We start from the raw sequence: 20499 nt of genomic DNA on the forward strand, positions 1-20499 counted from the left end.
TCATTTCTTTTTCTTCGCGCCGGTGTCGCGCAGCGCGTCGGCGCATTCGCGCACCAGGCCCGGGCCGGCGTAGATCAGGCCACTGTACAGCTGCACCAGCTTGGCGCCGGCGGCGATCTTGGCCTTCGCGTCCTGGCCCCGCATGATGCCGCCCACGCCGATGATCGGGATGTCGTCGCGCAGCTCGGTCTTGAGCGCGCGGATCACGATGTTCGACTGCTCGAACACCGGGGCGCCCGAGAGGCCGCCGGCCTGCTGCGCGTGCTTCATGCCTTCGACGTCGCGCCGGTTGAGCGTGGTGTTGGTGGCGATCACGCCGTCGATCTTGTGGCGCAGCAGGGCGCCGGCGATGTCGCGGATCTGGTCGCCGTCGACGTCGGGAGCGATCTTGAGCGCGATCGGCACGTAGTGGCCGTGGTGGTCGGCCAGCTTGGTCTGCTCCGCCTTCAGCTGCGCCAGCAGGTCGTCGAGTTCCGAGGCGCCCTGCAACTGGCGCAGGTTCTTGGTGTTGGGCGACGAGATGTTGACCGTCACATAGCTCGCATACGGGTAGACCTTGCGCAGGCAGTGCAGGTAATCCTCGGCCGCGCGTTCGATCGGCGTGTCGGCGTTCTTGCCGATGTTCAGGCCCAGCACGCCCTGGCGCTCCTGGTAGAAGCGCGAGGCCTGCACATTGGCCACGAAGGCATCGACGCCGCCGTTGTTGAAGCCCATGCGGTTGATGATGCCGCGCGCGCGCGGCAGGCGGAATATGCGCGGCTTGGGGTTGCCGGCCTGGCCACGCGGGGTCACGGTGCCGATCTCGATCGAGCCGAAGCCGAGCGCGGCCAGGCCGTCGATGTAAGCGCCATCCTTGTCCAGGCCGGCGGCCAGGCCGACCGGATTGGGGAAGGTGATGCCCATGACGGTGCGTGGGTCGGGCAGGGGCTTCCTGAACGCGCCCGTCAGGCCGAGCGCGCCGGCGCGGCGCAGCATGGGCAGGGTCAGGTTGTGGGCCGTCTCGGGATCGAGCGAAAACAGTGCGGGGCGAACGAGGGTGTACAGAAATTTATCGGGCATGGGGAACTCAGTTAAGTTTTCCCCATCATTTTAACTTGACGCGCTGCGGCATACGTCTTCGAGTGTCAACGACTTTGTTAGCACTTGTATCACATGGCCGCGCCGGGCCCCTGGCGCTGCAGCACGGCCCATTCACAGTCGATGCGGGCTTCCAGCGGCCGGAAATTGATCTTGTAGGCCATCTTGGGACTCTGTTCGATCCAGTACCCGAGATAAACGTAGGACAATCCCAGCTCGTGGGCCTGGTTCACCTGCCACAGGATATTGTAGGTGCCATAGGAGGCGTCCTCGACGTCGGGATCGAAGAAGGTGTACACCGACGACAGGCCGTCGGACAGGACGTCGATGATCGACACCATGCGCAGCAGGCCGTCCGGCTCGCGGAATTCGACCAGGCGCGTGTTGACGCGGCTTTGCAGCAGGAACTGGGCGTACTGGTCGCGGCTGTCCTGGTCCATGCCGCCGCCCACGTGGCGCGTGGTCTGGTAGCGCAGGTAGAGCGCGTAGTGCTCGTCGGAGAAGGCCAGGTTGGCCACCATCGCGACCAGGTCGCCATGGCGTTTCCAGGCGCGGCGCTGGGTGCGGTTGGGCCTGAAGTCGGCGCACTTGACGCGCACCGGGATGCAGGCCTGGCAGCCGTCGCAATAGGGGCGGTAGGTGAAGATGCCGCTGCGCCGGAAGCCGTTCTTGACCAGTTCGGAATACACGTCGGCATTGATCAGGTGCGACGGCGTGGCGACCTGCGAGCGCGCCTGGCGCGCGTCGAGATAGCTGCAGGGATAGGGCGCCGTCGTGTAGAACTGCAGCGTCGCGAATGGCAGGTCGTGTAGGTGCGTCATGCAAAAAACTCTCGAGACGACGTGTGATGAGCCTATTCTAGCGAAAACCCGCCGGTGATACCGTTAGCCATCCAACGGTATCGCGGGCGAATTGCCGGTCTTGTCGGGCGCTGCCGCGGATCCGGCGGGCGCTGCGGATGTCGCCGACGGTGCGCCCTCTGGCGCTGCGAACGGCGAGGCGACCGTCCAGTCACGGATGGGCGGCTCGGCGATGGCGGCGCGCAGGTGCTCCAGGAAACGGCTGCGCGGGATCGGCGCCGCGCCGAGCGAGGCCAGGTGACCGGTCTCCTGCTGGCAGTCGACCATCTGCACGCCATGCCGGCGCAGGAAGGCCACCAGGTAGGCCAGCGCGACCTTGGAAGCGTCGGACACGCGTGCGAACATCGATTCGCCGTAGAACATGCGGCCTATGCAGACGCCGTAGGCGCCGCCGACCAGTTCGCCGTCGAGCCAGACTTCGGACGAGTGGGCATAGCCCAGCGCGTGCAGGCCGCTGTAGCCGTCGATGATCTCGCCCGAAATCCAGGTGCCGGGACCATCGCGGCGCGGCGCGGCGCAGGCGCGCATCACGTCGCTGAAGGCGGAGTCGAAGCGCACGTCCCAGTGGCGGCCGCCGCCGCGGCCCCCTTCGAGGCGGCTGCGCTCGACCTTGCGCAGCGTCTTGGCCAGGCTGTCGCTGATCTTGAACTCGTTTGTGTACAGCACCATGCGCGGGTCGGTGCTCCACCACAGGATGGGCTGGCCTTCGGAAAACCAGGGAAAGATGCCGTTGCGGTAAGCCTGCAGCAGGCGCGGCGACGACAGGTCGGCGCCGGCCGCGAGCAGGCCCGGCGCTTCGACCGTCAATGCCTTGGATACGTCGGGAAACGGCGTATCGGTCTCGAGCCAGGGAATCATCTCAGTCCGGTTCGCGTGGGGCGATCATCGGGCGATGGATGTCGCGGCTGTGAAAGTCAAAGCTGCCGCCCTCGCGCACTTTGATCCGGTCGGCGAAGAACAGTTCCAGCGTGGTGCGGATGGTGGGGAAGGCCAGGTCGTCCCAGGGGATCTCCTCTTCGCTGAACAAGCGCACGTCCAGGCTCTCGATGCCGGCCGCGAAGTCGAGGTCGAGCAGGCGCGCCCGGTAGAACAGGTGGACCTGGTGCACGTGGGCCACGTTGAGCAGGGTGAACAAGGGCCCGAGCTCGACGTTGGCGCCGGCTTCTTCCTCGGTCTCGCGCACGGCGGCCTGCTCGGTGGTCTCTTCGTTTTCCATGAAGCCGGCCGGCAGGGTCCAGTAGCCGTAGCGCGGCTCGATCGCGCGCTTGCACAGCAGGACCTGGAGTCGGCCCTCGGCCTCCCACACGGGGATCGAGCCGATCACGAGTTTCGGATTCTGATAGTGGATCGTGTTGCAATGGGTGCAGACGTAGCGCGGCCGGTTGTCGCCTTCGGGAATGGAAAGCAGGACGGGGTGGGCGCACTCGGAGCAGAATTTCATGGTCGTGTGACGAGTTGGCATTGCCCTTACTTTACACCGAATGCGGGGGCGATAGGGCAGCGCTCGGGTACTCGGCAGGGCCGGTCGTTGGTGCAGGCCATCAGATATATCGTGTTGCAATCGCATATGGCCACGGTATTGCATTTGCCTAATAAGGGGAATGCGCGTATAATTCATTTCATCAGACGCGGGGTGGAGCAGTCTGGCAGCTCGTCGGGCTCATAACCCGAAGGTCACAGGTTCAAATCCTGTCCCCGCAACCAGATCCGAAGCCGTTGATTCGCAAGAGTCAGCGGCTTTTCCGTTTTGAGGCCGGCTGTTTCAGGCAAGGCGAATTCCTTTCCCCGCCTTGACGGCCTCGACGCAGGTCAAACCCGCTCGCCTCGGCTGCAATGCACACGGGCCCGTCCTGTCCAACCCTGCGAACCGCCGCGCGCATGCGCCATGGCGACATTCAGGGGCGATGACCATGATCTATGTAGACGACATCAACGAGGCCTGGGGCTGGGTCGGCATGAGCGCCGTTGAAGTTCTCGGGGCCAATGCCTTCGGCAACCTCATCATCCGTGACGAGGACGACCATTTCTGGTGCCTGCGTCCGCAAGAACTGGTGTGCGAGCCGCTGGCGCGCAGCCGCGCCGCGCTCGACGCGCTGGCCTACAACCAGGATTTCCTCAACGACTGGTACATGCCCGAGGCGGTGCGCCTGGCCGAAGCGGCGCTGGGGCCGCTGACCGAGGGGCGCAAATACTGTCTCAAGATTCCCAGCGCGCTGGGCGGGCACTACGGCTGCGACAACCTGGCCACCGTGCCGCTGGCCGAGCTCATCCGGTTCTCGGGCGAGGGCGCGCAGCAGTTCGATGGCTTGCCGCGCTGGAACTGACGTTCCGGGCAAGGCCCGCGCCGCGCTATTCCTTGCGCGGCGCGGCCTGGGGGCGCAGGCGTCCGGCGACGATCTGCCACGCGACCGACGGCACGGACAGTGGCAGCACGGGGTCCATCGCCAGGTGGCGGCGCAACAGCGAGCCATTGATGGTCTTGCGATGCGCCAGCCGGTGGACGATGTCCTTGAGCATGGTCTGGCGCAAGAACCGGAGCTTGGCGCGGTTGCGTCCCTGTTGCTCGGCGTTGAGCTTGAACAGGCGCGGCAGCGCAAGCTCGAGTTTGGTTTCGTAGTGCAGGCGGTCCATCGACTTTTCGGTGCCCCAGCCCGAGCCGGCATAGATGTTGACGCCGCGGCCGTACGTCACTTCCGGCGTGGTGCCAAAGACGTAGTTTTTCGTCAGCGTGCTCAGCGTCAGCCAGAACAGGAAGTCCTCGCCGGCATAGACGAATTCCTCGCGAAAACGCAGGTCGGCGAACTTGCGGAAGCGGTACACGACGGTCGACGTGCCGATGACGTTGGCGCCGAGGATCTGTTCCGTCATGTCGCCGCGGTACTGGGCCACCGGGTATCTGCCGGGCAACACCGCGTGCGCGTCTTTCCTGAACACCGTGCTCTGCTCGAACACGGTTGCCGACTGGCCAAGGCGGAAGAAATCCGAAAAATAAAAGTCGTTGCCCGGCGCCAGGGCGGCGTTCGCATGCAGCAGGTGCGTCGCGTGCCACTCGTCGTCCGAATCCAGGAAAGCCACGTAGTCGCACCGCGGCGACACGCTGTCGAGCCCCTTGTTGCGCGCCGCGGCGGGTCCGCCGTTCGGCTGTTCGATCACGCGGATGTTCAGGTGCGGCCAGCGCCGCTGCACGGCCTCCACTTCACCCCGCGCCGGCACCGGCGAGCTGTCGTCGACCACGATGACTTCGGCAGGGTACAACTGCTGGCCGGCGATCGAGGCCAGCGCCTTCTGCAGGACGCCTTCCTGGCGCTGGAAATAGGGAATCACGACGGCGATCGCCGCACTCGCAGGCGCGGCGACAGCGGTGCCGGCGCTGCTGGAGGAAGTGAAAATCGGGGTGCTCATGTTGCTGAATATATCACACGTCCTTGCCTGGACGACGTCCCTATTTCCAATTGAAAACACCGCCAGGTGGTGTTCCCGCCCGCTACTCGGCCAGGCTGGCCCACAGGTAGGCCGCCGCCATGGTGCGGTGCGGCGCATAGCGCGCCAGCAGGCGCTGGGCTTCGGCCAGGGTCGGCCGCTGGGCGCTGCCTGTCAGGTGATGCAGGGCGGCGCGTACGGCCACGTCGCCTTCCAGTGAACAATCCGGGTAGCCATAGCCGCGCAGCAGCACGTAATTGACGGTCCAGGGGCCGATGCCCTTGATCGCCAGCAGCTCCTCGCTCACCCTGGCGGCGTCGCGACAGCGGTCGAGCGCCAGGCTGCCGTCGACCGCCATGCGCGCCACGCGCAGCACGGTCTCGGCCTTCGCGCGCGAGAACTTGCGGCTGGTCAGGTCTTCCAGGGCGAGACGGGCGACGTCTTGCGCTTCCGGATAGCACCACAGCCCGCTCGAATGCGGGCGACCGGCCAGCTGGATCAGCGTGCGGCGCAGCGCGATCGCGAAGGTCAGGTTGATCTGCTGGCCGATGATGGCCCAGGTGAGCGCTTCGAACACGGTGGCCGACTGCACGATGCGCAGGCCGGGCTGGCGCGCCAGCATGGGGCCGAGCACGGGATCGCCGTGGACGAAGGCGGCGAAAGCAGCCGGGTCGATGCGCAGGCCCAGCACGTTCAGCAGCGCGTCCTGGACCAGGGCCTCCAGCGCCGGCGTGGCCGGGCCATCGCAGGCGATGCGGCAGCGGGCCTGGCGGCCGTCGAAACGGATGTCGAGCAGGGTCGGCACGCCGTCCAGCAGCACGCCCTTGCGCAGCCCTTCCGGCGACACCTGCTCGGCCACGCCTTCGGCGTCGCGGCCATGGAAGGCGATGACGTCGGCGACGCGGTAGCCCGGCGGCAGGATAATGTCCTGCGTCGTCTCCATCACTTGCCGCCCGCCGGCGCGGCGGTGCGCCCGAATCGGGGCTTGACACCCGTCACCAGCGCGGTCCCGAGCAGCACGATGGCCGAGCCGGCGATCGTGTGCCAGCCGATCGCTTCGTGCAGGAACAGTGCGCCCCACAGGATGCCGAACAGGGGATTGAGGAAGGTGACGGTGAGCGCCGAGGTGGTGCCGACTTCCTCGATCAATTTGAAATAGATGATGTAGGCGATGCCGCTGCAGACCACGCCCAGCGCCAGCACCGCGGCCATGACGCCCATCGTCGGCTCGCCCGGCGCCGGAAACAGGGCGACCAGCGGCAGCACCAGGATGGCGGCCGCCCACATCGAGCCGTGGGCGTTGGCGAACGGGGCGACCTTGTTTTCCCCTCCTTGGGCGGACTTGGCGTACTGGCTGGCGACGCTGTAGCTGAACGCCGCGACCAGGGCCGCGCCGACGGCGATGCCGGCGCCGGGCCGTTCGGCCACGTGGTCGAAGCCGACCAGCAGGGCCACGCCGAAGGTGCCGAGCAGCAGGCCGAGCGCGCCGCTCCCTGACACCCTCTGGCGCGCCCACGCGGCGCCGACCAGCGCGCCCCACATCGGCGCAGTGGCGTTGAGCACCGACAGCACCGAGGCCGAGAGGGTGCGCGCGGCGAAGGCGAACAGCAGGAAGGGCAGGGCCGAATTGAACAGGCCGAGGATCAGGTAATGCTTCCAGTGGCGGCGCACGTCGAGCGGGGCGCCTTTGCCGCGCAAGTGGAACACCCAGGCCACCAGCGCCAGGAACAGGGCGGCGAAACCGACCCGGTACTCGATCAGCACCGCCGGTCCGAGCACGGGCGCGGCGATGCGCATGAAGAGGAAAGAACCGCCCCAGATGGCGGCCAGCGCCACCAGGCGCAGCATGTTCGCGGTGTTCATTGGTAAAAAAGATGGCCCGTCCGATAACAGGCCATTGTGGCAGGCGCGGCGTTTTCCTGCCAGCCGTTCCTTGCTGTTGAATTCATCGGGGTTGAACGCGTGGACGGCGAAGCCGTCCACGCTACCCATCGGGCATCAGGCGGCGCTGGCGAGGGTCAGCGCCGCGGCGTGCGGCACCAGCATCCGCTGCGGCACCGCGTTCTTCACGGCCGTCATCTCGGCCATGATCGAGATCGCGATCTCGGCCGGCGTCTTGCTGCCGATGTAGATGCCGATCGGGCCGTGCAGGCGCGCCAGTTCGGCGTCGGTGAGGTCGAACAGCTTGAGGCGCTCGCGCCGCTTGGCGTTGTTGGCGCGCGAGCCGATGGCGCCGACGTAGAAGGCGTCGGACTTGAGCGCTTCCATCAGCGCCAGGTCGTCCAGCTTGGGATCGTGGGTCAGGGCCACCACGGCGCTGCGCGCGTCGAGCTTCGCCTCGATCACCAGGTCGTCGGGCATGGCGTGCACCAGGCTCACGCCGGGAATGGAAAAGCCGCTGCGGTATTCCTCGCGCGGGTCGCACACGGTGACGCGGTAATCCATGCCGGCCGCGATCGTGGCCAAAAAGCGCGACAGCGGGCCGGCGCCAATGATGTACAGGCGCCAGCGCGGGCCGTGCAGGGTATGCAGCACGCCATCCTCGATGCGCTGGATGGCGCTGGCCTGCGCCTGCTCGAGGGTGACCGCGCCGCTGGCCAGGTGCACGCGGCGCTCGACCAGCTCGCCGCCATCCAGGCGCGCCAGCAGTTCGGGAATGCGGCTCCCGGTCGACAGGGGTTCGATCGCCAGTTCGATGGTGCCGCCGCAGGGGAGGCCGAAGCGGTGCGCCTCGTCGGCGCTGATGCCGTAGCTGATGATTTCGGGGAGGGCGATCTCGATGCCGTTGTCGCGCACACGGGCGATCAGGTCGTCCTCGATGCAGCCGCCGGAAACCGAGCCGACCACCTGGCCGTCCTCGCAGATGGCGAGCGTGGCGCCGACCGGGCGCGGGCTCGAGCCCCAGGTCTTGATCACCGTGACCAGCTGGCAGCGCTGGCCGCCGGCAAGCCAGGCGGCGCAGGTTTTCAGTACGTCGAGGTCGATGCTGTCCATGGTGTGCTCGCCGCCATAGGCGGGGTAGATACAAGATGGACAATCATACAAAAAAAGCGCGGAGAGCGCTGGAGCGGGCGTGCGCGGCATGGAAGCGCCGCGCACGCCGGGAGGGTCAAGGCACCAGCGGTTTCTTGCCGCTCTGCTTGGCCTTCACCTCGGCCACCGTCTTGTCGATCGCCGCGATCCGCTGCGTGGTCGACGGGTGGTTGGCTGTGTAGCCGTTGAGGATGCGCGCCGGGTAGGTGGCCGCCAGGCGCTTCCAGAAGGCGGACGCGCCTTCGACGCGGTAGCCGGCGCGCGCCACCAGGTAGATGGCCAGGCGGTCGGCCGCCACGTCGTCGGCCACCGGCATGGCCTTGATGCCGCCGCTGCCGATCAGCATCGAGGTGTCGGGCGTGATCGCGGTAAGGTTGTCGATGATGCTGCCGATGGTGGCCGCATTGCGCTGCGTGGCCGCGTGGCCCAGCATATTGTGCGCCATCGTGCGCGCCACGACGTAGGCCAGTTCGTCGTCGTTCTGGGCGAAGCCCAGCATGCCGCGGGTGACCATGACGCGCGAGCCGTCGGCGTAGGCGTTGATGTTGTCGGCGTTGCCCAGCTCGATCGCGAAGGCGCAGGCGCGGGTGACCGGGATGGTCAGGTCGCGCTGGTTGCCGCTGCGTTCGATCGTCAGCGGCAGGCTGGCCTGCTTCGACATGATCGGGCCGAACACGGCGCCGGCCTGGGACAGGGCGTTCGGGCCCTCGGGCAATGGCGTGCCGCCGGCCGCCAGCAGGCGGTCGCCCTGGCGCAGGCCGGCGCGCGCCGCGCCGCTGCCATTGAGGACGTTGGTGACCTGCAGGCGCTCGCCCATGCCCAGCACCACCCAGGCCGCCTCGTTGTACTGGCCGGGATAGGTGTAGCGGTTCTTGGCGGTGAAGCCCAGCAGGTTGCGCGCGTGCTTGGTGCACAGCTGCGCGTTGTCGATCAGGAGGGGGGCCGCGATCCGGTACAGACGGTCGTGCAGGGTCGCCATACGGGTGAGCGTGTCGGCGGCCGCCGCCATCTGCGGCGTGACCGGCGGCTTGCCCGGCACCTGCTCCGGGATCACGCCCGGGGTGGTCGACGATTGCATGGGGCCCGGCGTGCTGCAGGCCGCGAGCAGGGCCGCGGTGGCGGCGACCAGCGCAGCGGACGTGAAGCGTTGAAGACGGTGTATTGGGATCATGGTCCTCCTCTTTTACGTGTACCTCGAAAAACCTGCTGCGCGTTGCAGTTGCGGTCTGCGATGCTTGTCGTACGTCCGTACGACTGCGCTTCTCTACCGCAACTGCTGCCGCTCGCGACGGTTTTTTTGAGGTCCCCTTATTGTTTGCCGGTGCTGCCGAATCCTCCGGCGCCACGGTCGCTCGATGCGAACTCTTCTACCACATTGAAGCCGACCTGCAGCACCGGCACGACGATCAGCTGCGCCAGGCGGTCCATCGGCTGCAGCACGAAGGTCGCGGCGCCGCGGTTCCAGGTGGAGACCATCAGCTGGCCCTGGTAATCGGAGTCGATCAAGCCTACCAGATTGCCCAGAACGATGCCGCTCTTATGGCCGAGCCCACTGCGCGGCAGGATCATGGCGGCGTAGCCCGGATCGCCGAGGTGGATCGCGAGACCGGTCGGCACCAGCACCGTCTGGCCAGGCTCGATGGTGAGCGGCGCATCGAGGCAGGCGCGCAGGTCGAGGCCCGCGCTGCCCGGCGTGCCGTAGGCCGGCAGCAGGTCTTTCATGCGCGGGTCGAGGATTTTCAGATCGATGTTCTTCATCACGTGCTTTTTCTTTTCCTTAGGTAAGCAGGGAGCGCTGCTCGAGTCGCTTGGCGATCTCGGACACCAGCTGGCGCGCGAGGGTCAGCTTGTCGGCCCGCTCGAGCACCGTGTGGCCGCTCTCGTCGAACAGGATCACGGTATTGTCATCCTGCCCGAAAGTCTGGTGGCCGATATTGCCCACCAACAGAGGGATGCCCTTCTTTTCGCGCTTGGCGGCGCCGTACTGCTCCAGCTGCTCGGATTCGGCCGCGAAGCCCACGCAGTAGGGCCAGCCGGATAGCGACACCTTGTTCGCCACCGCGGCCAGGATGTCGGCGTTCTGCGCGAACTCCAGCTGGGGCGGCGCGCCGTCCGCCGTCTTCTTGATCTTCTGGTCGCTGGCGTTGGCCACGCGCCAGTCCGCCACCGCGGCCACGCCGATGAACACGTGCTGGCCTTCCACGCCCGCCATCACGGCGTCGTGCATCTGCTGCGCGGTCAGCACGTCGATGCGGCGCACGCCATGCGGCGTGGGCAGCGACACCGGACCCGAGACCAGGGTCACCTCGGCGCCGGCTTCGCGCGCCGCGCGCGCCAGCGCATAGCCCATCTTGCCCGACGACAGATTGGTGATGCCGCGCACCGGATCGATCGGCTCGAACGTCGGGCCGGCCGTGATCAGGACGCGCCGTCCCGCCAGCACCTTGTGCTGGAACGAGGCGATCAGTTCTTCGACCAGTTCCTCGGCCTCCAGCATGCGGCCCAGGCCCGTCTCGCCGCAGGCCTGCGAGCCGCAGCCGGGACCGAACAGGCAAATGCCGTCTTCCACCAGCTGGGCAGCGTTGCGCTGGGTGGCCGGGTTTTCCCACATCTCGACGTTCATCGCCGGCGCCACGTGCAGCGGCACATGGCGCGGGCGCGCCACGCACATCGTCGACAGCAGGTCGTCGGCCGCGCCGTGCGCGAGCTTGCGCATGAAGTCGGCCGAGCAGGGCACGATCAGGATCGCGTCGGCGTTGCGGGTCAGGTCGATGTGGGCCATATTGTTGGCCATGCGCGCGTCCCACTGGTCCAGGTAGACCGGCTGGCCGGAGAGGGCCTGCATGGTGACCGCGCCGATGAAGTGCGTGGCGGCCTCGGTCATCACCACCTGCACGCTGGCGCCCTGCTTGACCAGGGCGCGACACAGCTCGGCCGCCTTGTAGCAGGCCACGCCACCGGTCAGGCCGAGGACGATGCGCTTGCCTTTCAGCTCCATGTTCAAGCTCCTTGCATCAAGTCTTGTTCACCCGGCGCAGCTCGTCGAGGACGAACAGCACCGCACCCACCGAGATGCCGATGTCGGCGATGTTAAAGGCCGGGAAGTGGCCCAGGCCGGTCCAGTAGAAATCGAGGAAGTCGATCACATGGCCGTGCACCACGCGGTCGATGCCGTTGCCGATCGCGCCCGCCATGATCAGGGCGAGGGCGAAGCAGAACAGGCGCTGGCTCGCGTTCTTCGACATCATATAGACGCAGAACACCACGGCGGCGATCGCGATCCCCAGGAACAGCCAGCGCTGCCAGCCGCTGGCGTCGCCCAGGAAGCTGAACGCGGCGCCCGGGTTGTACACCTTGATCAGGTTGAAGAAGCCCGTGATCGGCAGCGTCTCGGCATAGGCGAAGGTGCGTTCGACGGTGATCTTGGTGACCTGGTCGAGCAGGACGATGATCAGGGACAGGCCGATCCAGGGGAACAGGCTGGCCTTGCTGCTGGTAACGAGTTTCGGGCCTGCTGCGATGGTTTTCTTTTTGGTTGCCATGGTGTGTGGTGTCGTTACGCGCCACGCCGCCCGGGAGGCGGCATGGCGGAAAAACCCGCGGGTCGATCGACCCGCGGGAGCTTAGGCGTAGCGGCGCTTCTCGCCGGCGCCGAACAGGTTGCTGGTGCAGCGGCCGCACAAGGTCGGATGCGCGTGGTCGTGGCCGACGTCGCGGCGGTAGTGCCAGCAGCGCTCGCACTTCTCTGCGTCCGATGGCGCCACTTCCACGGCTTCGTCGGCCTCGCTTGCCACTTCGCTGACGGTCGCCTGCGAGGTGATGAAGACGAACTTCAGGTCGTCATCCAGGCTGGCCAGCGCGCGGTACTTGTCGCCCGCGGCCCTGATCGCCAGCTCGGCCTGCAGCGAGGAACCGATGGCGCCCGAGGCGCGCACTTCTTCCAGCTGCTTGGTGACGTCGGTGCGGACCTGGCGCAGCAGCGCATACTTCGCCAGCAGAGCCTCGGCGTCAGGCAGTTGCGGGAAGGTCCACAGCGTCTGGGTGAAGATGGTCTCGTCGCTGGCGGCGAAAGCCTCGGCGCCGGCGAACTTTTCCCACGCTTCTTCCGCGGTGAACGACAGGATCGGCGCCATCACGCGCAGCAGCGCGTGGGCGATGTGCCACAGCGCGGTCTGCGCCGAGCGGCGCGCCTGCGATTCGACGCCGGTGGTGTACAGGCGGTCCTTCAGGATGTCGAGGTAGAAGCCGCCCAGGTCTTCCGAGCAGTAGTTCTGCAGGCGGGACACGACCGGGTGGAATTCGTAGCGCTCGAAGTGGGCTGCGACGTCGTTCTGCAGCTGGGCCATCGAGGCGATCGCATAACGGTCGATCTCGAGCAGCTCGGCCATCGGCACCGCATGTTGCGCCGGGTCGAAGTCCGAGGTGTTCGCCAGCAGGAAGCGCAGCGTGTTGCGGATGCGGCGGTACGACTCGGTCACGCGCTTGAGGATCTCTTCGCCGATCGACAATTCGCCGGTGTAGTCGGTCGAGGCCACCCACAGGCGCAGGATGTCGGCGCCGAGGGTGTCCGAGATCTTTTGCGGCGCCATCGTGTTGCCGAGCGACTTGGACATCTTCTTGCCGTTCTCGTCGACGGTGAAGCCGTGGGTCAGCAGCGCCTTGTAGGGCGGTTCGCCATTGAGCATCGACGAGGTCAGGAGCGAGGAGTGGAACCAGCCGCGGTGCTGGTCCGAACCTTCCAGGTACAGGTCGGCCGGGAAGCTCGACTGCGCCTTGTGCGAGCCGCGCAGCACGGTCTGGTGGGTGCTGCCCGAATCGAACCAGACGTCGAGCGTGTCCTTGTTCTTTTCAAAGATGGCGGCGTCCTCGCCCAGCAAGGTGGCCGGGTCGAGATTGTGCCAGGCGTCGATGCCGCCCGCTTCGATCAGCTTGGCGACCTGCTCCAGCAGTTCCGGGGTGCGTGGATGCAGCTCGCCGGTTTCCTTGTGCACGAAGAAGGCCATCGGCACGCCCCACTGGCGCTGGCGCGACAGGGTCCAGTCCGGACGGTTCTCGATCATGCCGTGCAGGCGCGCCTGGCCCCAGTCCGGGAAGAACTGCGTCTTTTCGATGCCGGCCAGCGCGGTCTGGCGCAGGGTGGCGCCGCCGTCCTTCGGCACGACGTCCATGCCGGCGAACCACTGGTTGGTGGCGCGGTAGACGATCGGGGTTTTATGGCGCCAGCAGTGCATGTAGCTGTGGTCGAACATCTTCAGTTCGAACAGGGCGCCGGCGTCGGTCAGTGCCGCGCAGATCGGTTTGCTCGCTTCCCAGATGGTCATGCCGCCGAACAGCGGCAGGGTCGAGGCGAAGCGGCCGTCGCCCATCACCGGTTTGAGCATCTCGTCGTCCCTCATGCCGTGCGCCTTGCACGACTGGAAGTCTTCCAGGCCGTAGGACGGGGCCGAGTGGACCACGCCGGTACCGCTGTCGACGGTCACGTAGTCGGCCAGGTAGACCGGCGACAGGCGATCGTAGAAGGTGTCCTGCGCGTGCAGCGGGTGCTTGAAGCGGATGCCTTCGAGCTTGGCGCCGACGGTGGTGGCGATGACCTTGCCTTCCAGCTTGTAGCGGGCCAGCACCGTCTCGACCAGCTCCGAACCCAGGATCAGCAACTGCGGTTGGCCGTCACGCTCGACCTGCACCAGCGAATAGCCGACTTCCGGGCCCACGTTCAGGGCCTGGTTCGACGGGATGGTCCACGGGGTCGTGGTCCAAATGACGATGAAGCCCTTGCCGACCGGGAGTGTATCCAGGCCGAAGGCGGCGGCGATCTTGTCGTGCTCGTAGAAGGGGAAACCGACGTCGATCGCCGGGTCGCGCTTGTCCTGGTACTCGACTTCGGCCTCGGCCAGCGCCGAACCGCAGTCGAAGCACCAGTTGACGGGCTTGAGGCCGCGATACACATAGCCTTTTTCCAGCAGCGTGCCGAGCGCGCGGAGCTCGTCGGCTTCGTTGCTGTAGGCCATGGTCATATACGGGTTGTCCCACTCGCCCAGCACGCCCAGGCGGATGAAGCCGGCGCGCTGGCGGTCGATCTGCTCGAGCGCATAGGCGCGTGCCTTTTGCAGCACTTCGGCGGTCGGCAGGTTCTTGCCGTACAGTTTTTCGATCTGGATCTCGATCGGCATGCCGTGGCAATCCCAGCCCGGCACGTAGGGCGCGTCGAAGCCGGCGATGGTGCGCGACTTGATCACCATGTCCTTGAGGATCTTGTTGACGGCGTGGCCCAGGTGGATGTCGCCGTTGGCGTACGGTGGACCGTCGTGCAGGATGAAGGTTGGACGACCGGCCGCGGCCTTGCGCACGCGCTCGTAGATTTTTTTATCTTGCCATTGCTTGACCCAGCCCGGCTCGCGCTTGGCGAGGTCGCCCCGCATCGGGAATGGGGTGTCGGTCATATTGACCGGGTATTTGCTCTCAGGCTTTTTTTGACCCTTGGGGCCGTTGTTCTGTTTCGTATCGGACATAAGCTTCTTCTGGTAAGTGTTCGTGTGCACGGCGCTAGATGCCGCGGCGAGTCTGGTGAGGCGCTTCCAACAAGCCGTCGCGGCCTGGGAAGCGCGCTCAAATTCGGTCGGTCGCCGTCAGCGCGCTATTGCGGTGGGCGAAGAAGGCGCGCGCCCGGGCCGCATCGTTGTCGATCGCGGCGGTGAGCGTGGCCAGGTCGTCGTATTTCTCTTCGTCCCGCAGCTTGGCCAGGAATTCCACGCGCACCAGCTTGCCGTAGCATTGCTGGGCATAGTCGAACACATGGACTTCAAGCAACATACGGCCGGCATCCTCGACGGTCGGACGCACGCCCAGGCTGGCCACGGCCGGCAGCGGCGCGTCCGCCAGGCCGTGCACCTGGACGACGAAAATGCCAGAGAGAGCGGGGCGGTGCGCCACCCGCAGGTTCAAGGTCGGAAAGCCGAGCGTGCGGCCCAGCTTCTGGCCATGGATCACGTGGCCCGACATCGCATACGGATGGCCGAGCAGCTCTCTGGTACGGTCGAAGTCGCCTTCCAGCAGGGCGGCGCGTACGGCCGAGGACGAGATGCGCTGGTCGCCGTGCATGACGGCGTCGAGGGTGTGGACGTCGAAGCCGAACTCGCGGCCGGCCTCGACCAGCATCGCGATATCGCCCAGGCGCCGGGCGCCGAAGCGGAAATCGTCGCCGACCATCAGCCATTTGACGTGCAGGCCGTCGACCAGCACGCGCTCGATGAAGTCGCGCGGCGACATGGCGGCGAACTGCTCGTTGAAATGCTCGACGATGACGCGGTCGATGCCGGCCTGGTCGAGGTCTTCGAGCTTGTCGCGCAGGTTGGCGATGCGGGCGGGGGCGCGTGACAGGTCGCCGGATTTGCGGGCGAAGTATTCGCGCGGATGGGGTTCGAACGTCATCACGGCCGCTTCCAGCCCGAGTCCCGCGGCGGCGCTGCGCACGTGGGCCAGCAGGGCCTGGTGGCCGCGATGGACGCCGTCGAAATTGCCGATCGTGAGCGCGCAGGGCGCGCGCGCCCTGTCGTTGGGAAGTCCGCGAAATACCTTCATCAAATCTGGGTCCGGTTGCAAGCCGCGCGACAATGGAGCGGCGCCAAAACCCTGATTATACGGTAAAGCGATTGTTGCACCGAGGCGATGGATATGGATCTGCCCATTCGTGCCATCGAATGGCGCAATAAAAAACGCCGCCCGAAGGCGGCGTTTTCGCGGCTTGGATCCCCGCCTGCGCGGGGACAGGCCCGGTCAGGACAGCGGGTTGTTGATCGCCAGGATCCAGTAGCGGGCCAGTTCGGCGGTGCCGTCCTTGCCGCCCACGGTCTTGAACGTGGAGATCGCTTGTTGCTTCTTGCCGGCAGCGGCGTAGGCTTCGCCCAGACGCAGCTTGGCGTCTTCAGGGTTCTTCAGGCCGCCCGCCTTGATGGCTGCTTCCATCATCTTGAGGCCCTTGTCAGCCTGGCCAGCCTGCACCAGTGCGTAACCCAGGCCCACCAGCGAATCCTGGTCCTTGACCGAGGTGTGCTCGGCTTCCAGCGCAGCGAAGTTCTTGTTCTGCTCTGCCAGGTTCTTCTCGGCCAGGTCTTTCAGGCGCTGGTGACGCGCGGCGTCGGTGCCGGTGCCCAGGGCGCCGGCCTTGTAGCCCTTGTCGATGATCTTGATCGCTTCGGCCGGGGCTTTCGCCTGCAGCACCAGCTGGGCCATTTCCATGTACTCGCTCGGCTTCTTGAGCAGGTTGTTGGCCAGCTTCAGGCGGTACACGTCGACGTTCAGGCGCTGCGAGTAGCCTGGCTGACGCTGCACGCGGTTCAGCAGATCGGTCCAGTACTGGGCCTTCGGATAGCTGGCGGCCAGCTTCTCGATGGTGCGGACGTAGCCGGCGGTATCGTTCTTCTTGAGCTGGATATTGGCCAGCATGCCGAGCTGGTCTTCGCTCAGGCGGCCGCTTTTCTCGATGGTGCGCAGTTCTTGCTCGAGGGCGGCGGTGTTGCCTTGTTTGTAATAGTTCTGCAGCAGGTAGGCGCGCAGCTTCGGATCGTCCTTCTGCTTGAGCAGGTTCTGGATCGTGGCGTTGGCCTTGTTCAGGTCGCCTGCACGCATATAGATGCCCACCAGGCCTTCGGCGAATTGCGAGCGCTCGTTGGCGTTCAGCTTGCCCGACGCGAGCAGGGCTTCGAAGGATTTGGCGGCGGTATCGTAATCGCCGGCCGACGACGCTGCCCCGGCGCGCACGCGCTCGATCAGGTAGCTTTCATTGGCGGTCTTGTTGCCCACCTTGTCCAGTCCGCGCAGGGTTGCCAGTGCCTCCTTGTGCTTGCCCTGTTTCATCTGGGTCTGGGCTTGCTGCAGCGGTTTGCCAATCTCCGGGCGCATCGCTTCCTGCGCGACGGCGGAAGACAGGCCGATTACCGGGGTGAGCGCGGTAAAGCCCAGAGCGGCCATTGCAAGGCTGAGGTGAGCGAGACGGAACTTGATCATCTGAAAAATCCTTATTTCAAAATGGACACGGCAGGGATAGCCCTGCCGTGTTGGTCAAAACATGGAACGATTACTGGAACTGCTCGTTACCGACCATGCCGATTTTGGTGACGCCGATACGCTGGGCGGATGCCATGACACCGGCAACTACCTTGTACTCTACCAGCTTATTCGGACGCAGGTGCACTTCAGGCTGGTCGGCCATGGCTGCAACGGCGTTCATCTTGGCTTCGAGCGTCGAGCGATCCGGGATCACTTCGCCATCCCAGAGGATGGTGCCGTCGAAGTCCACGTCGATCGTGATCACCACCGGTTTGATATCGCTTTGCGGCGGGTTACCAACTGGCATGTTCAGATTGACGGAGTGGTTTTGCTTCGGAATCGTGATAATCAGCATGATGATGAGAACGAGCAAGACGTCGATCAACGGCGTCATGTTCATTTCCATCATCGGTTCCGGATCGGCTGCTGCTGCGGAGCCGCCTCCACCTACGTTCATACTCATGGGTGTGTCCTTATCTAATGTTGGGGAGAAGGTGACGGCGCCCGGCTCGAAAGCCAGGCGCCGCATGCTGGGCTATCAGCCCGGTGGCTCGATAACGAAGCCAACCTTCTGCACACCAGCACGTTGTGCCGTGTAAATGACTCGGCCGATCGCTTCGTAGCGGGTTTCCTGGTCGCCACGAACTTTCACCGCCGGTTGCGGCACCTTCACCGACTGCTCCGCGAGGAACTTGAACAGCTCGTCCGTGTTCGCGAGGTGAGTCTGGTTGTAGTACATCTCGCCGTCTTTATTGACGGTGATATTCACATCTTCCGGCTTGGTCAGGGTGACCTGGTTCTCTTCTGCAGGCAGGGTCACTTTCTGCAGATTCAGCACCACCGGGCTCGTGATCAGGAAGATGATCAGAAGAACCAACATGATGTCAACGAGTGGCGTCGTGTTGATCTCTGAATTCAGTGCATCTTCGCCGGAATCGGAACCGACACTCATCGACATAGTTTATCCAATCTTTTTAGCTGCGGCAGCTGCGTTCGAGGTCGACATTGCACCCGAGATCAGGACCGAGTGAACGTCAGCCGAGAACGAACGGATGTCTTCCAGGACGGTCTTGTTACGACGGACCAGCCAGTTGTAACCCAGAACGGCAGGAACTGCAACGAACAGACCGAAGGCGGTCATGATCAGTGCTTCACCGACTGGACCTGCGACCTTGTCGATCGATGCGTTACCCGACATGCCGATGGCGGTCAGTGCGTTGTAGATGCCCCAGACGGTACCGAACAGACCGATGAACGGCGAGGTCGAACCAACGGTTGCCAGGAACGACAGGCCGTCTTGCAGACGCGACTGGACGCGGTCCACGGCGCGCTGGATCTGCATGGTGACCCAGGTCGACAGGTCGATCTGCTCGAGCAGGGCGCCGTCGTGGTGCTGGGTTGCCTTGGTGCCGGTTTCAGCGATGAAGCGGAATGGCGAACCTTCTTTCAGCTGAGCCGAACCAGCAGCGATCGACGGTGCTTTCCAGAACTTGGCTTGCATGTCTTTCGACTGCTTCATGATCTTCTGCTGATCGATCAGCTTGGTGATGATGATGTACCACGAACCGATCGACATCAGCGACAGGATGATCAGGGTGCCCTTGTTGACGAAGTCGCCGTGTTCCCACATCGCTTGCAGGCCGTATGGGTTGTAGACTTCTTCGGTTTGCTCGCCACCTGGAGCAGCGGCTGGCGCGCCAGCGTCTGCAGGAGCGGCAGCAGCGTCTGCAGGAGCAGCAGCTGGGTCAACAGCTGGTGCAGCAGCGTCGGTCGCCGCCGGCGCAGCTGCGTCGGTTGCCGGGGTTTCTTGAGCGAAGGCAGGGGCCGAGACCAGAGCCGATGCTGCGGTTACCGACAACAGGACAGCCGCCAGGAAAGCGGACAAACGGGTATTCTTAAACATGCTTCCTCCAAAGATATTAAATAGACAGTTCGCTGAACTAATGACAACGACAATCAAAGTTTGAGACGGTGTTCTGCCTCGGTTTTATTCCAGCGTCCAGACGTACTGCACCGCTGTCCACGCCTGTTCCGGCTTGCCATCGATCATGGCGGGCTTGAATCGGCATTTGCTCAGAGCCGATTGCGCGGCCCGGTCCAAGTCACGGAAGCCACTCGACTTCGCCAGCTTGGCTTCCATCACCCGACCATCGACACCGATCAGGAACTGCAGGGTCGTGGTACCGGTTTCTTCATTGCGCTGCGACGAACGCGGATATTCCGGACGTGCGCAAGTATTAAAGTCAGCGACTGCCTCGGTGCGGCTCGGGCCACGTGCCGGCGGCGCCGGCGGAGCCGGAGGAGCTGGCGGTGCCGGCGGAGCCAGCTGGGTGGTCGGCGGCGGCGTGTTGGTCGCGGTAGCGATCGTGTTTTGCGGTGGCGGCGGCTGCTGCACCTGCACCTCGACCGGCGGGATGAACGGCGGCGGCGGCGCTTTCATTTCTGGCGGCGGCGGCGGCGGCGGAGTTTCCGGCGGCGGCGGCGGCGCAGTCTCTTCAATCAGCTTGGTTTCCACAGCTTCGGTCACCGTGCTGACGATCCGGGTTCCCAGGCCAGCCACGAGTGCCCATCCCACGATGATGTGAAGGATGACGACTACGATGAATCCTGTGAAATTTTTCCCGGGTTGCTTCTCATTCGAAAAATTCATGCCATATTTCTCCAATACCAACTCTTTTTTGTTGCTACCAAACCCACTAAACACGACAAAAGCCTAGAGCCGCATCCGGGACATCGAAGAATTATACCTACGAATTCTTTTTTGCACATACATTTTTACAGCACTGAAAGGTGCGCTAACTGCCTGTAAATGCAGGCAAACAAGCTCATCTATACAAGCCCGGCGAGGTCGTTTTGAGGGGTCCGGAAGGCCGGAAAATGTGTAGTTTTATGTATCGTTTCTCCTCATCGCGTGGAAGATCAGTGCAGATGCCTTATTCACCAAATTTCTGACGCTAAATCAGCCAGATGGCGAATTTCATATGACTACATAATGGCATTTCTGCAAACAATAGCCTTATTCTCATCAGTACCCGGTTTCGCTGGACCGCCGTGGAAGTCGCCC

General features: G+C 64.8%; 20 protein-coding genes and 1 tRNA gene. 2 read left to right on the top strand and 19 right to left on the bottom strand.

Features of this window, described 5'->3' with window-relative positions:
• The 4 genes from DIR46_RS18950 to DIR46_RS18965 form a co-directional block, all read right to left on the bottom strand.
• A complete protein-coding gene (locus DIR46_RS18950) occupies positions 1-1059 on the bottom strand; it encodes a quinone-dependent dihydroorotate dehydrogenase (RefSeq protein WP_109346624.1) in 1059 nt (352 codons plus the stop codon).
• Positions 1060-1148: 89 nt separating this feature from the next.
• On the bottom strand, positions 1149-1898 hold the full coding sequence (locus tag DIR46_RS18955; protein ID WP_109346625.1) for an arginyltransferase: 750 nt from the start codon (positions 1896-1898) through the stop codon (positions 1149-1151).
• A 63-nt stretch (positions 1899-1961) separates the two neighbouring features.
• On the bottom strand, positions 1962-2795 hold the full coding sequence (aat, locus tag DIR46_RS18960; RefSeq protein ID WP_109346626.1) for a leucyl/phenylalanyl-tRNA--protein transferase: 834 nt from the start codon (positions 2793-2795) through the stop codon (positions 1962-1964).
• Between the two features lies 1 nt (position 2796).
• Positions 2797-3378: an NUDIX hydrolase gene (locus DIR46_RS18965; protein ID WP_109346627.1), complete on the bottom strand. Its 582-nt coding sequence runs from the start codon at positions 3376-3378 to the stop codon at positions 2797-2799.
• Between the two features lie 186 nt (positions 3379-3564).
• Between DIR46_RS18965 and DIR46_RS18970 the strand changes: the two genes are divergently transcribed.
• Both DIR46_RS18970 and DIR46_RS18975 read left to right on the top strand, forming a co-directional pair.
• Positions 3565-3641, top strand: a tRNA-Met gene (locus DIR46_RS18970).
• Between the two features lie 206 nt (positions 3642-3847).
• Positions 3848-4261: a T6SS immunity protein Tdi1 domain-containing protein gene (locus DIR46_RS18975; RefSeq protein WP_109348072.1), complete on the top strand. Its 414-nt coding sequence runs from the start codon at positions 3848-3850 to the stop codon at positions 4259-4261.
• 25 nt (positions 4262-4286) lie between these two features.
• Here the strand turns inward: DIR46_RS18975 and DIR46_RS18980 are convergent, their stop codons facing one another.
• The 15 genes from DIR46_RS18980 to DIR46_RS19050 all read right to left on the bottom strand — a co-directional run bounded on the left by DIR46_RS18980 (position 4287) and on the right by DIR46_RS19050 (position 20085).
• The gene (locus tag DIR46_RS18980; protein WP_162819573.1) at positions 4287-5339 is read right to left on the bottom strand and encodes a glycosyltransferase family A protein; all 1053 of its coding nucleotides are present in this window, start codon (positions 5337-5339) and stop codon (positions 4287-4289) included.
• Between the two features lie 82 nt (positions 5340-5421).
• Positions 5422-6300 (bottom strand): DNA-3-methyladenine glycosylase family protein, encoded by an 879-nt coding sequence (locus tag DIR46_RS18985; protein WP_109346629.1) that lies wholly within the window; start codon positions 6298-6300, stop codon positions 5422-5424.
• A complete protein-coding gene (locus DIR46_RS18990; RefSeq protein WP_229446311.1) occupies positions 6300-7220 on the bottom strand; it encodes a DMT family transporter in 921 nt (306 codons plus the stop codon). Before DIR46_RS18990 ends, DIR46_RS18985 begins: the two co-directional genes overlap by 1 nt.
• 135 nt (positions 7221-7355) lie before the next feature.
• Entirely contained in the window at positions 7356-8351 is a 996-nt protein-coding gene (locus tag DIR46_RS18995; protein WP_109346630.1) for an XdhC family protein, read from the bottom strand.
• Positions 8352-8466: 115 nt separating this feature from the next.
• Complete coding sequence (locus DIR46_RS19000; protein ID WP_109346631.1) at positions 8467-9561, bottom strand: M48 family metallopeptidase; 1095 nt, start codon at positions 9559-9561, stop codon at positions 8467-8469.
• A gap of 137 nt (positions 9562-9698) precedes the next feature.
• Positions 9699-10148, bottom strand: a complete 450-nt coding sequence (gene dut, locus DIR46_RS19005) for a dUTP diphosphatase (protein ID WP_109346632.1) — start codon at positions 10146-10148, stop codon at positions 9699-9701.
• Positions 10149-10167: 19 nt separating this feature from the next.
• Positions 10168-11388 (bottom strand): bifunctional phosphopantothenoylcysteine decarboxylase/phosphopantothenate--cysteine ligase CoaBC, encoded by a 1221-nt coding sequence (gene coaBC, locus DIR46_RS19010; RefSeq protein ID WP_109346633.1) that lies wholly within the window; start codon positions 11386-11388, stop codon positions 10168-10170.
• Positions 11389-11404: 16 nt separating this feature from the next.
• On the bottom strand, positions 11405-11932 hold the full coding sequence (gene lspA / locus DIR46_RS19015) for a signal peptidase II (RefSeq protein WP_109346634.1): 528 nt from the start codon (positions 11930-11932) through the stop codon (positions 11405-11407).
• Between the two features lie 81 nt (positions 11933-12013).
• Positions 12014-14899 (bottom strand): isoleucine--tRNA ligase, encoded by a 2886-nt coding sequence (gene ileS, locus DIR46_RS19020; protein ID WP_109346635.1) that lies wholly within the window; start codon positions 14897-14899, stop codon positions 12014-12016.
• 97 nt (positions 14900-14996) lie between these two features.
• Entirely contained in the window at positions 14997-15968 is a 972-nt protein-coding gene (locus DIR46_RS19025; protein WP_109346636.1) for a bifunctional riboflavin kinase/FAD synthetase, read from the bottom strand.
• 195 nt (positions 15969-16163) lie between these two features.
• Entirely contained in the window at positions 16164-17393 is a 1230-nt protein-coding gene (locus DIR46_RS19030) for a tetratricopeptide repeat protein (RefSeq protein ID WP_109346637.1), read from the bottom strand.
• Between the two features lie 70 nt (positions 17394-17463).
• Positions 17464-17898, bottom strand: coding sequence for an ExbD/TolR family protein (locus DIR46_RS19035; RefSeq protein ID WP_205289005.1), 435 nt, complete (start codon positions 17896-17898; stop codon positions 17464-17466).
• A 75-nt stretch (positions 17899-17973) separates the two neighbouring features.
• The gene (locus tag DIR46_RS19040; protein ID WP_109346639.1) at positions 17974-18393 is read right to left on the bottom strand and encodes an ExbD/TolR family protein; all 420 of its coding nucleotides are present in this window, start codon (positions 18391-18393) and stop codon (positions 17974-17976) included.
• Between the two features lie 3 nt (positions 18394-18396).
• Complete coding sequence (locus tag DIR46_RS19045) at positions 18397-19338, bottom strand: MotA/TolQ/ExbB proton channel family protein (protein WP_205289006.1); 942 nt, start codon at positions 19336-19338, stop codon at positions 18397-18399.
• An 84-nt stretch (positions 19339-19422) separates the two neighbouring features.
• Positions 19423-20085 carry an energy transducer TonB gene (locus DIR46_RS19050; RefSeq protein WP_005665793.1) on the bottom strand — a complete coding sequence of 221 codons (663 nt, stop codon included), beginning with the start codon at positions 20083-20085 and terminating at the stop codon, positions 19423-19425.
• Positions 20086-20499 lie beyond the last annotated feature (414 nt).

It is taken from the genome of Massilia oculi (genome assembly GCF_003143515.1).
In the GTDB taxonomy this organism is placed as follows: Bacteria; Pseudomonadota; Gammaproteobacteria; order Burkholderiales; family Burkholderiaceae_D; genus Telluria; species Telluria oculi.